Annotated in this window: 9 protein-coding genes; 6 read left to right on the forward strand and 3 right to left on the reverse strand. The window is 61.9% G+C overall.

Annotated elements, in window-relative coordinates; all coding sequences use genetic code 11:
• Window positions 1–143: 143 nt before the first annotated feature.
• Entirely contained in the window at window positions 144–5,762 is a 5,619-nt protein-coding gene (locus AC3DEZ_RS01595; RefSeq protein ID WP_488386639.1) for a DUF3320 domain-containing protein, read from the reverse strand.
• Between the two features lie 98 nt (window positions 5,763–5,860).
• Between AC3DEZ_RS01595 and AC3DEZ_RS01600 the strand changes: the two genes are divergently transcribed.
• Together AC3DEZ_RS01600 and AC3DEZ_RS01605 are read left to right on the forward strand one after the other, a co-directional pair.
• Window positions 5,861–6,637 carry an abortive infection family protein gene (locus tag AC3DEZ_RS01600; RefSeq protein ID WP_488386640.1) on the forward strand — a complete coding sequence of 259 codons (777 nt, stop codon included), beginning with the start codon at window positions 5,861–5,863 and terminating at the stop codon, window positions 6,635–6,637.
• 415 nt (window positions 6,638–7,052) lie between these two features.
• Window positions 7,053–7,415 (forward strand): SymE family type I addiction module toxin, encoded by a 363-nt coding sequence (locus tag AC3DEZ_RS01605; RefSeq protein WP_488386641.1) that lies wholly within the window; start codon window positions 7,053–7,055, stop codon window positions 7,413–7,415.
• 108 nt (window positions 7,416–7,523) lie between these two features.
• On the opposite strand, the gene AC3DEZ_RS01610 is transcribed toward AC3DEZ_RS01605, so the two are convergent.
• On the reverse strand, window positions 7,524–8,480 hold the full coding sequence (locus tag AC3DEZ_RS01610) for a hypothetical protein (protein WP_488386642.1): 957 nt from the start codon (window positions 8,478–8,480) through the stop codon (window positions 7,524–7,526).
• Window positions 8,481–8,482: 2 nt separating this feature from the next.
• Window positions 8,483–9,253, reverse strand: coding sequence for a YaaW family protein (locus AC3DEZ_RS01615; protein WP_488386643.1), 771 nt, complete (start codon window positions 9,251–9,253; stop codon window positions 8,483–8,485).
• A 273-nt stretch (window positions 9,254–9,526) separates the two neighbouring features.
• Here AC3DEZ_RS01615 and AC3DEZ_RS01620 point away from each other — a divergent pair, with 273 nt between their 5' ends.
• The 4 genes from AC3DEZ_RS01620 (at window position 9,527) to AC3DEZ_RS01635 (ending at window position 11,962) form a co-directional block, all read left to right on the forward strand.
• Window positions 9,527–10,174, forward strand: coding sequence for a hypothetical protein (locus AC3DEZ_RS01620; RefSeq protein WP_488386644.1), 648 nt, complete (start codon window positions 9,527–9,529; stop codon window positions 10,172–10,174).
• A gap of 34 nt (window positions 10,175–10,208) precedes the next feature.
• Window positions 10,209–10,739, forward strand: coding sequence for an AAA family ATPase (locus AC3DEZ_RS01625; protein ID WP_488386645.1), 531 nt, complete (start codon window positions 10,209–10,211; stop codon window positions 10,737–10,739).
• Between the two features lie 216 nt (window positions 10,740–10,955).
• Entirely contained in the window at window positions 10,956–11,405 is a 450-nt protein-coding gene (locus AC3DEZ_RS01630) for a hypothetical protein (RefSeq protein WP_488386646.1), read from the forward strand.
• Window positions 11,402–11,962 (forward strand): hypothetical protein, encoded by a 561-nt coding sequence (locus AC3DEZ_RS01635; protein WP_488386647.1) that lies wholly within the window; start codon window positions 11,402–11,404, stop codon window positions 11,960–11,962. Before AC3DEZ_RS01630 ends, AC3DEZ_RS01635 begins: the two co-directional genes overlap by 4 nt.
• Window positions 11,963–12,022 lie beyond the last annotated feature (60 nt).

The raw sequence follows: 12,022 nt of genomic DNA on the forward strand, positions 1-12,022 counted from the left end.
CTCTCTGAGAGTTTGCCGAGACATACCAGTCGCACCCCTTCTCCATCTTGGTCGTGAGCCAACATTGAGCTAATAGCCTGGTCACGCCTTCCGAAGGGAGAGGCATGGGTACCCCTCCGCGAAGAGGACTCAGACCATCCCACTCATCCTTGAGAACCTAAGGACAGACTCCCGGCTCGAAGCTCAAGACGTCCTTTTGATACCAGCACATCGGCCCGTGCAACTATAGCTGCCTTGAGCTGTGCGCTGGTGGTGCGGTACCCGAGCTTTCTGGAGACATGCAGTGCGACCTCGTCAAGTGTGGCGCCAAGGTTCTCTTTGACCAGACTCAGGATCGCCGCGTCAATCTCCATCGGAGGCAGAAGCTCCGGTCTGCGGAGAGTGTTTGACTCGGCCCCGCTACGATCTCTGGGGATAGCCTCTCGACCTGGCCATAGCAAGAAGTCACCATCGCGCACCACGAGAAGGTCTCGTACAGCCTGCGCGATGCCATCATCAACCGCTGCCTGAATTCTTCCGCCCGTTCGCTGCAGATCCCAGAGCGATCGGATTCTCACCGCGACTTCAGAGCAGTGCACCGGACCCTCTATCTGAACCACGTCTCGAACGATGGTCGCCATGCGTCCGGGCGGGACTAGATGGAGTTCGTACTGGTGCTTGGGAACCGAGAACGAGGCTTCCACATAGGCTTGCGCTGAAGGCGTCTCCAGAGCAACCAATCCGACCTCGACGTAGTCCTCGTGCTCAACAGTCTCAAAGTCGACCGGTACAGCACGAGAGCGCGGCGAATGGTCAGTAGCTAGAGGATCGGGCTCTGACTTCGCTGCCTCGATGATGGCGACAAGCTCATCGAGCTGTGCCTTCGGGCGGCGGAACCACTCAGAGCTCCAAATCCTATGAATGTTCCAGCCTTTATCGCGAAGCGCTTGTTCACGCAAACGATCACGATCTCGCGCGCTCTTAGCCACTCTGTACGAGTCGCCATCGCATTCAATACCAAGAATGTATCGCCCCGGTTCGGCCGGATCATAGATGGCGATATCAACGAAAATGCCAGCCTCACCAACATTCGTATGGAAGTCGTACCCGCGAGAACGGAGAGCGGAGGCCACCTCCTGCTCGAACACGCCGTTCTTGTGTTCCTCTGCGCTCCTGTCGATGTGCATGCGGCCCGTGCGCGCATAGTGCATAAATAGCTTCAGCGCCGCGGTACCCTTGCCCCTACCGCGCTTAAGGTCGATATCCTCGTCGGTGATCGAAGAGAAGACTTCACAACGGGACTTTGCCCGACTGATCAAGACGTTTAGGCGCCGCTCGCCACCCTCGTTGCTCACGGGGCCAAAGTTCATGCTGACGTTACCGTGCGCGTCGCGACCATAACCGATCGAGATCAGGATTACATCGCGCTCATCGCCCTGAATATTTTCCAGGCTCTTCACGAAGAAAGGCTCGTGCGCATGAGCCCCGAAGAAGCCTTCAGTCTCGGGGTGCTGGCGCCGCAGAAGCTCAATCTCGTCAAACACCGCGCGTCGTTGCTGGGTGGAGAAGGCGGCAACACCGAGGGTCAGATTGGGTGTAGTCAGCGCGTGTACGATGACAGCCTGCGCAATCGCCTTTGCTTCCTTCGGATTGGTGCGCGTGTTGCCTCGGTCGTAGACCGCATCGGAGAGGTGGTGAAAACGAAGGCCAACACCGGCTTCGCCTGTATAGGGGCTCGGGACGATGAACAGTTTGTTCTCGTAGAACTGCTGGTTGGAGACGGCGATCAGAGACTGATGGCGACTGCGGTAATGCCATCGCAACATGCGTTCGGGCAGACCCCTGGCCCTGCAAAGGCCCAGAATGCTCTCGACGTCAGCTGCCTGGGCGCCGTCGCTATCTGCACCATCGTTGCCATCACCCAGTGCTTTGGAGAAGAACCGGGTAGGCGGCAGTTGGCGCTCATCACCCACAACCACGATCTGCTTGGCACGTGCGATGGCCCCCAGCGCGTCGATCGGCTGGACCTGGCTAGCTTCGTCGACCACGAGCAGATCAAATTCGATCTTGCCGGGTGGCAGGAACTGTGCGACCGACAGAGGGCTCATCATGAAGACGGGCTTGAGTGCTTGGATCGCTCGCGCCGCGCGCTCCATCAGGACACGGATAGGCCAGTGGGCTCGCTTCTTCGCCATTTCACCCATCAGTACCGCCGTAGGGCCGGCGGCACCACCCCGCTGGGGGATATTCGCACGATGGACCTGACTGACCTGGCGTCGCGCCAGATCGATGCGGTCGCGGTCCAAGGTGGTGAAGCTTTCAACAAGTGCCGTTTGCCGCTTTCCGTCGAACTGACCTAGCTCACGATCTCGAGCGATCATCGCAGCCAACAAGGACTCCATGTAGGCTAGGTCAAAGGTGCCTCGTGTGCGCTCTGGCTCGAGGTTCCCGCTCTGAAGCTCCTTGACGATGGAGCTAAGCCCTTGCCGCTGAGCGCGCTTGGCTTGAGCCAGATAGCCAACCCATTGCGGTAGCCCCTCGGGGTCCGACTCCCAAGCGTTGAGTTGTTTGACGGCCTCGGCGACAGAGGCCTTAGCAGGATCCGCACTTAATAGCTTTGTTCCGGAGAAGGCGAGCGTCGCGAAAAGACCCATCAGCTCGCCCGCCAGGCCCTCACCCTCTGCCAGCAGCTCAAGGCCATGGGCGCGCTTTGCGGCTGGGTCTCGGACGGCGGCGGCCAGACCACGCAGTTCGCCATTCTTATGCATCCACGACAAAGCAGTGCTCAGAGTTGCAGCATCGGACTCGATGTCCAGCCATAAGGGCCCGAATACGGACCGACCGGTAGATGCTATGTCAGCAAGTTGCATACGAGCGGCTTGGTCCTGCTCAAGTAGGCCAAGGCGCTCAGCTACTTGGGAAACTGTCAGCTCGTTGCGATCCGCCAAGTGCTGGACGTCATCGAACAAAGATGCAAAAGGGGCGAGCCGTTTGGTGACAACTGACAGCGGCAACGCCACGAGCGATGTTTCCCCACCCCACAGCTCCTTCTCGCCAGCCAGTAAAGCTTCGTGCACTGGCGCTAGTGACTTCTGGGCACGCTCCAAGATAGGACGAATGCGTAAGGCAAGTTCGACTGCCAAGCGCCTGTCGGAGACGTCCGCGAGCTGTTCGCGAACGCCGGAACCAAGAGGACGCAGAGTGCGCATCCAGGCGACGACGCCACGCATATACGCTGGATTGGAGCGATCCCGCTCCCAACTAGATCCAAATGCCTCGAGGCCCTGGGCATCGCTGTCCTGAACACGCTGAAGCGCGGCCTGGCCGTCAAGCAACTGATCGAGCGTGGCCAGCATCTGTTCAGAAGGGAGCTTTGGATTAGCAAGCTGCGCGCGAACCGAACGATTCGCGTTGCGCCATTGGCCGCTAAGAAACCTCAGCCAGCTCCCGCTCCGGCTCGCCAATTCTTCCCGTGCAGTTTCAAAATCTTTCGACCATGCACTGTCACGGAATACGCCTGCGACTTGCTTGCGGGCGCTCTGCACACGCTCGACGGATTCGACAACCCCTTCCACTGTATCAACGCCCCGCTCCCAGATACGGGCTACCAGAGCGTCGCGATCGAGCTCGGGTATCGTGGCCGCGCGCTCGCCGATGGCCACGAGCCTGCTGGAACTGGCGAAGGTAAGTTCGGCGCGCTCTGATAGAAGTTGGCGCAGGCGCGCCAGATCGGGTGTTATAGAGGTGAGGTCTCGATACGCAGCGGCAAGGCTCTGAAACTCCGATCCAACAGTGAAGGACGGCAGAAGATCTTCAAGGCTAGCTTTCGCTCCAGACCAGTCCAAGTCACGGGCTTCGTCCGCGACCAGCGACCGAGTGCTGTCCCTAAGCGTCTGCGCAAGATTAAGCGCTCGCAGCGCCTCCTCGACGGCAGCAATGTCCTCCCAAGCAGCGTTCCGGAAAGCGGCCGCATCAAGAGGTGGTGCGGTGAGCAGCAGATCACAGCGTGTGACGGCCTGCGTGCAGGAACCTAATTGATCCGGTAAAGGCAACGCTAGTTCGTCGTGAAGGCGCGTGACTGACTCCCGCCATGACTCCAAGCGTTGCTTCAAGGCTCCGATGTCTTTGCCTAGCCGCTCAACGTCGTTGGGCAGAAGCACGTCGTTATCCACGCCCGACCAGGTGTGGTGGGCGGGAACACCCATGGTTCTGATGCGATCACAGATATCTGCCAGCAACTTGCGTCGCGCATCGACTTCGTGAGGTGCCCACTTCAGCGGGTCAGTGAGCGGGAGATGCTCTGTAGTGAAGCCTTCTCTGCGCAGCCTGACGAGCTCGCCGAACACAGTGTAGGGTGTCATTGCGGCAGGCAACAGGACGCGATGCAGCCGCTGTACGTGGGCGTTCAAATCTGCCTGGCGCTCAGCTAACTGCTCGACAATTGCGCCACCTGGGTCCTGCGGCATCTGTGCCAGCTGCCATGTAAGACGAAGGTCCTCGAGGAGGGTTCGCTTATTAGCTTTATTACTATGAAGCTCAAGACAAGCATTACCGATTCTGACTTGGTCGAGTCGACGCTTGACCACTTCCAGAGCGGCCAGCTTCTCGGCTACAAACAGGACTCGCTTGCCGGCAGCCACGGCACCGGCAATGACATTGGCGATCGTTTGGGACTTGCCGGTGCCAGGCGGTCCTTGGACCACCATGCTGTGTCCATTCAGTGCGTCATAGACAACCAGTGATTGCGAACTATCGGCATCGACGACATGCCGCATGCGATCGGGCGTGATCTCCTTATCGATATCGAAGTTATCCCCCGACAGCGCCGCTCCCGGGAAACCATCCGATACGACGCCCCGAAGCATGGGAATGGACTCCATCCCCCCAAACTCAACCCACAGTGACGGATCGAGGTCGCGATACATCATAAACTTGGCAAACGAGAACAAGCCAAGCACAGCGTCGTTGGGGAGCACCTCCCAATCCGGAGTACCCTCAATCAACTTCGCCACCGAGGCCAAGTAAGCATCGATGTCGAGAGACTCGAAATCCTCGATGTCCGGCAGCTTCACGCCGAACTGCCGCTGCAGGAACAATTGGAGCGAGAGGTTGGCTTGGATTTCATCTCCCTGCCAGCGAAGATGAAACTTCTCACCGGCGTTGCTGCGCTCCAGCGCTACCGGAACTAGAACAAGTGGGGCGTAACGATCTACCTTAGGGGCACCTGGCGCACGCCACTTTAGATAGCCGATGGCCAGATAAAGCACGTTGATGCCCTGTTCTTCTTGGAGCGTACGCGCGTCGATGTAGAGATCAAGAAGGCGCTTCTGCAAACCGGTGGGCGTTAACCGCGTGGTGAGATGAGCATCCCACTGGCTAACCACGCGGCCATGCTCGTCTAGTTCGAGATCTGGCTGGGCGAGGAGCTCAGGGTCTTCTGGCGCTTCATGTATCTCGGGGAGCGGTTCGCCGTCGAGCATCACTTCTATCGAGAGCCCGGGCAGTTCTTCATCCACTTTCGTCGGTTCGGCCCGACCTGCGACGAACGTAAACCGCTTACCGTCGATGACCAGGGTCTGATACATCACCTTGGCCAGCTCGTTGATGACTTCGACAGTCTTGGCGCGGCCGCTGCGTGGTGTATTGAGCAGGCGATTACGCGTGGAGAGGTCTAACAACTCGAGCCGTGCCCGGTTGACCTTGTCAACCAGTGGACCTGTTTCTCTTAGGACCGAGCCACTCTCTGGGGCGGGGGTACCCGCCTCCTCTTCAAGTCGTTCCATCGCACTTATCCCCTGCCGCCCCCCGGCGGCCGACATGGCGCTATAGTGCTCCCAAATGAGACTGCCATCCACTATTGGAAGGCCCGGGGAGGGGCGCCATGGAGGGGCTTAAATCAAGTGAGATCCATTGGGTAGTTAACAACTACATCGGTGTATCGGGTGGGTATCTGGGCGACTTTAGTTACGCCTCTCATCGCGAGTTCTACGCGAACTACTGCGACCTTGAGGTGGATGTCGATGCGTTCGCTGAGACTACGACCAGAAAGAAGTTCATCGCCATTCTGGGTGCTTCAGAGGCACGCGACCAAGCCGCCATTCTGATGGGCATCGCCCGTCGATTCCCGGCCGGGTCTGAGATGCAGCGCAGCGCCTCCGCCTATCAGACGCTGCTAGCACTGGCCAGGCGTTGCCAGCGGGTCGCCGCCGTCGACGGAGAAGAGCCGAAGATCACCAGCGACATCGTTCAGCGTGCACTTGCTGAGGCAACGACACTCCTCAAAACACACGGTTCCGTTAGTGCCATCGATCGGCTCCACACCGCGCTACATGGGTATCTGAGGACAGCCTGTCGTGTTGCCAACCTCGACCTCACAGATGCCCCGGCAGATCCTAGGATCGTTTACTACTTCAAAGTGCTTCGACAGCAACATCCAGGCTTCGAGGTTCCGATGGCTCAGCAGGCGGCCATGAAGAACATTCTCAACAGCACGGCAACGTTGCTAGAGCAACTTGATCCAATCCGGAACCGCGCCACTCTTGCTCATGCGAACGAGGAGCTTATCTCTCACGACGAAGCAGTCCTAGTAATAAATCTTGTTAGAAGCTTGATGCAGTACTTCGACGCTAAGTTGCGGCCACAAGAGCATCCACATTGATCGACGCGATCATTAGCACGGCCGAGAACGTAGCGGAATAGTCAGTGCCAACTCGTTGCCGAAGGCTAATGTCCTGATTCGGGTGTCGACTATTGGCCGATAGCCGTAGTACTACAGAGCGCTCCAAAGTCATTTGACGTAACACCATCCCCGTAGCACCATTCCCCCGCTGCCCTAAATCCGGCAGCCGGGTTTAGCAGCCCGAACAACCGAGGCGCACCAGCGCCCATCAACCGATGACCGGCGCTTTTTTCATGCTTGGTCATCGGGGCATGGAAGCGTGCCTGTCATATGGCGGGCGGTGCGCGGAGACCGCAAGGTCTGCCGGTCCTCGGTCCGGTCTGCTAACCGCGTACCGTCCGTCACCTCGTTTAGCAGCGAGGCGACGGATTCCAGACAAACCGAGGAATCCCACATGACCCGTCGCAAGTCACCGGCGCGCACCGCCGCGCCCAAATCCCTCCGCAAGCTCCGCCGCGCCCGCTGCGTCTGGACCATCGCGGAAGATCCGCCCGTCCGGGAAGCCGCACCACCCGAACCGCCGCCGCCCACAAAGCCTCCACGCCCACCCCGCCGTGGCTTCCGCATCCCGCACCGCTGCACCATGGGTTTCCAGTATTACGACGAACGCCACGACGAGCAGGTCGTCAGCCGCCGCGTGCCCAAGCTGCACCTGTCCGGCCGCTGGCTGGAGCAATGCGGCTTTGCCGTCGGCGACGACTTGCAGGTAACGGTCGGACGCGGCGTGTTGCTGGTGAGTCGGCGCAAGCGTGATTGAACGTCCGGGGATTCCGGACCATCGCTCAATCGGTACCTGCGGCAACGTTTCGCCCAATGAGCGCCGCGTTGCCATCGGTCGCCGGAGTCCAGCACTTGCCGGAACAGACTAGGCCGCCAGCAACAGAATCTCCGACGAATCGGATTCAAGCAGCGTGGCCGCTTCCGGCTGCTGGCGGATGAAGGCCACCAGGTTCGCCTGGTACTCCAGCGCGGGCAGCATGTCCTTGCCGCTCTGGAGGAAGGACAGCAGCTGCGGTTCGTGGTCGCTGGCGGCGCGGAAGGCGAAGGCTTCGTCGGACAGCAGGGCGACGCGGGTCTGGTTCAAGGTGGCGACGTCTTCGGCCACCCGGCGCAGCGCGTCTTCCGCATACTTCGGCGCGCCGATGCACAGCTGCACGCGTGACAGGAACAGGCCGAGGTGGACCAGCCGGTTCTGCAGCAGCTGGCCTTCGTCCATCCACTGGAAGGTGCGGTCGGCGTCCGCCGCGAGTTTCTTCAGCACGAGCAGGGTGAACTCGTACTGCTCGCGGAAATGCAGCACCAGCGATTTGAGCTGCTCGACATCGCCGCTTTCGCTGAACTGCTTTGCGCTGTCGACGAGGGCGAGGAAGCGGGCCTCGTCGCGGAAGCGTTCGCGCTGACGGCCTTCCAGCGCCAGATCCAGCAGCTGGTCAAGCCTGGCGGACTGCGCGTCGATCTTGCGCGAGATTTCGCCCAGCTTGTGGCAGACGATGGCGAAGCCGGCGGCGGACACGGCGAGGTTGAGCCCGGACAGCGCCAGATTGGCGGCCTGCAGCGATTGCAGCACGCCCAGGCTGCCCTGGATGGCGTCGAAGCCCGCCTGGGTGGTCTGCATGCCCTGGCCGACCATCTGCCTGAGCGTGTTGAGGCCTTCCTCGATCTGTTGCGGGTCGGACGGAAACTTGAGATGGGCCACGATCTGGCCGGCGTTGTCCGTGCCCTTCACGTGGCGGATGACGCCGCCCCAGATTTGCAAGGTGCCGTTGCGGATGCCTTCGATGATCTCGGGGGCGTTGCCGATGGTCCGGATCAGTTCGTCCATGCTTACAGACATGCGTTGAGTCTCTGGCGGAATTGTTGGAGGTCGTGCGCGATCTGCGCGCGACGGATGCAGGCCACCTGCACCACCAGCGGCACGGTCACCCGGAAGGCGGGTCCGCTGGCTTCGTAGACGGCGCTGGCGGCGGCGCCCACCGCCAGCACGGGATTCAATGCCGCGATGGCACGCCCACCCACGACGCTGGCGCCCGTGCGCACGACCGCACCCACGCCGCTCGAGGACAGCGCGATTCCGGCGGCCAGGCTGGCGGCGCCGGCGCCGCCCAGCGCCTGCATGAGCCGACCGCCGGGGCGGTCGGTATCGGGTGGCGGTGGCGCGAGGTGAAGTCCCTGTCCGCGATGGATGAGGAACGTCCGCTGGCCTTCCTCATCCAGCGGTTGCAGCTCGGCTTTGAGCGCGTGGTGGACGACGGCTTCCTCGATGGTGTGGACATCGCTGGTCTTGTGGAGGCCTTTCAGGCCCAGCTTGCCGGCCACGTCCCGCGCCAGTTCTTCGTAGGCGACGCCGCGCGAACGCACTGCGTTGACGAGCGTGTTGCCGCCGAACCGGCAGATCTCGTCCTCCAGCTCGGCGGCGATCTCCGCGAGCGTGCCCTGCGAGCGGTGATGCAGCAGGCGGGTCTTGACCTCCTCGCCCAGCGACACGCGGCCCTTGCCGTGGTCGGTCAGGATGTCGGCCAGTACGGCCAGTGCTTCCGGTCTGGCGAGCGGGAGCAGCTCCCGCAGCGGCCGGTTTCTTTCCACGATGGTGCGCATGCCTTCATCCCTGCGGGCGGGACCGGGCCGTTCCGGCGCGCGGGACGACACCTTCCCGACGCTGGCGCCGCTGGCGCCGGCCCCATCAAACCGCGTTGTGATTCCCCGACCGGAATCATAGCGCAGTGGCACGCCAGGCTTGCGGCGTCCATGGCCGTGGCAATGGCACGCCACCCTTGGCGACCCGCGACGGAGCGCCGCCGGACATGGCATGCTGCGCGACGGCGGTCGGGTGACGGGACACCCGACACGCGTTCAATCAAGGGAGGGGACATGGCGACGGACAGCAGCGGGGCGTTCGGCAAGGAATTCCTGGAGGCCTATCTGAAACTGGGCCTGGGATCGATGACCAAGTCGGACATCGACGCGCTGGTGATGTGGCTGCTGGATCGGCACGGCTACAACGGCAGCGGTCCGCTGTCGGTCTACAGCAACCAGAGCACCAGCGAGCGGCTGCGGACGCCTGTGGCGAAGGTGAAGAAGCTCCGCTACGAGGCCGCGCTGAAGTTCGGCGCCAGCTTCACCTCCGTCGAGGACATGGCCCGGGCGCGCCTGCTGTATTCGCTCTCCACCGCGACCTTTGAACTGGAGCAGGACAAGATCTGCCTGATCATCGAGGACGCGCTGGTCAAGTACTGGTTGCAGGGCCAGCTGAAGATCAACCGCCAGATCTTCGACCACCCGTTCAACACCGAAATCCTGCGCCTGTCCGCCAGCGCCCTGTTCGACGTGCTGTCGTCGCTGTTCGACGCGAAATCCGTCGCCACCCTCCGTGCGGACTACGATGCGGCCAAGAAGATCAGGGACGATAAGAAGCGCAACGAGAAACTGAAGAAGCTCGCCGAGGACTTCGCCAGCAGCGCCGCCAAGGCGGCCGGCAAGGGTGTGGTGGGGCTGTTCATGCCGGTGCCGACGCCGTGAGATCGCTTTGCGTGGCAGCGTGCAGGGTAAGCCGATGACGAATGTGGTGGTGGTGGGCGGCGTGCCGGGCAGCGGCAAGACGTCATTGGCGCGGCTGCTCGCCTCGGAAGACCCGCAGGGCGTGCATCTGGAGATGGATGGCTTTTTCCGTGCGCTGGCGCACCGGCGCGACCCGTCCCTGCCCGAGGCCGACACGCAGAACCGCACCGTCGTCCGCGCCTGTCTGGCGGCCGTCACCGAATACACGGCGGGCGGTTACATGGCCTATCTGGACGGCGTGATTGGCCCCTGGCTGCTGCCGGCCATCACGGCGGCGGTGCCGACGTTCCAGTACGTCCTGCTGCACGCGCCCCTCGCGACGGCGCTCGCGCGTGCCCGCGAACGCGTCACCCAACCCTCGGCCACGCCGGAGGTGGTGACCCGCATGCACGCGCAGTTCGAGGCCGTGCTGGATGCGCACCGGCGCCACGTCATCGAGACGGACGGCAGAACCGTTCGACAGGTGGCGGACGCGTTTCTTGTTCGCCGCACCAGTGGCATCCATGACCTGCCCGGAAAGGGATAGCGGGACGCGAGACGTGGCGCGCGTCGGGGAAACCCGCTGGAATAACCTGCAGCCGCGCGTCATCGGTGCGCTTGCGTTCTCATATGGCCGGATGGTTTCTTCTCCGTGTCACTATCGATGTAGACGAGGGCGGGATTTCTGGCCGTGCGCCTGCGCTTCGCGGAGGCAAGGGAACGAAAGGGGAATCGCGGGAATGGCATTCGGAGGGAGAGGACCATGAAATCGTTATTCGCACGAATCCTGATGCTTCTGGTGCTGGTGACCCCATCGGTCGTCGCGGCCGACTGGCGAGTGGATCCCGTCGAGTCGAGGGCGGGTATCCATGTGGTGTCGAGTTTCGGAGACGAAGAAGTGTTTTTCTCCGCGGAAATTTCCACACAGGCCATCCGAAGGGCACTCCAGCTTGTGGACTGGGCAGGCGGCTTCCACGCGGTGACAGTGGTGTTGGCACCGGGCGTGTCCATGGACGTCAGCGGAAGCCTCGACCCCCAACATGGACTGTCGGCGATGTACCGGAACCGGCATGAGCATAGGGAAGCGGTCATCCGGGAGGCACCCGAATCGGTCGAACAGATGGAGGCCATCCTCCTCGCCTTCATCGAGCCGGGTGACGGATGGAAAGACAAGTGGACATTCGATTTCGCGGAAGTGCCGATCCGGGATTGATCGCCACGGCATGGCTGCGGATCGCACCCGGAGTCAATCGGCCAACCGGACATTTTTTCAAGGACATGAACATGCCGAAAGGAAACACCCTGCGCGTCGTGATGATCGCGGCGAGCCTCGCGTTGGCCGGCTGCGGAAACGGCACGCCAGCGGTATCAGCGGATGCGCCAATCCATGAAGCCCCCTCCTCGGGCGACCCGGCCGCCGATCTGGTGCGCAACTTCAGGATGGGTGCCAACCTGGAAGAGATGGCGAACGAAGTAGCGGCTTCCACTCATGCCTATGCCACCGTTTCACCGACGGACGTCAAGGCGCAGATAAGCCGGCTGACGCCCAAATACCAGGCCGAATGGGATGCGAACCTCGCCAAGGCCCATGCGGCGCACCTCTCCCCGGAAGAGCTGCGCTCGCTGGCGGCCGAAGGCCGCAGGTCGCCGTTCTATCCGAAACTGGAGCAGCAGCGGCCGGCGATCGCGGCGGACATGAAGGCCGCGTCCGGCGCGCTGCTGCAACGGCTTGTGACCGAGGCACTGGCGAGCGCGGCCAAGCGTTCGTGATCTTTCACGCCGGTCCAACGCGACGGCAGTACGCTCACCCTCCCGAACCCGACTCACGAG

Source organism: Pseudoxanthomonas sp. 134C1 (genome assembly GCF_057773065.1).

Bases quoted from the DNA above. Each gene is read 5' to 3' on its own strand.
- AC3DEZ_RS01595 (WP_488386639.1), bottom strand. From the start codon at position 5,762: ATGGAACGACTTGAAGAGGAGGCGGGTACCCCCGCCCCAGAGAGTGGC.
- AC3DEZ_RS01600 (WP_488386640.1), top strand. From the start codon at position 5,861: ATGGAGGGGCTTAAATCAAGTGAGATCCATTGGGTAGTTAACAACTAC.
- AC3DEZ_RS01605 (WP_488386641.1), top strand. From the start codon at position 7,053: ATGACCCGTCGCAAGTCACCGGCGCGCACCGCCGCGCCCAAATCCCTC.
- AC3DEZ_RS01610 (WP_488386642.1), bottom strand. From the start codon at position 8,480: ATGGACGAACTGATCCGGACCATCGGCAACGCCCCCGAGATCATCGAA.
- AC3DEZ_RS01615 (WP_488386643.1), bottom strand. From the start codon at position 9,253: ATGCGCACCATCGTGGAAAGAAACCGGCCGCTGCGGGAGCTGCTCCCG.
- AC3DEZ_RS01620 (WP_488386644.1), top strand. From the start codon at position 9,527: ATGGCGACGGACAGCAGCGGGGCGTTCGGCAAGGAATTCCTGGAGGCC.
- AC3DEZ_RS01625 (WP_488386645.1), top strand. From the start codon at position 10,209: ATGACGAATGTGGTGGTGGTGGGCGGCGTGCCGGGCAGCGGCAAGACG.
- AC3DEZ_RS01630 (WP_488386646.1), top strand. From the start codon at position 10,956: ATGAAATCGTTATTCGCACGAATCCTGATGCTTCTGGTGCTGGTGACC.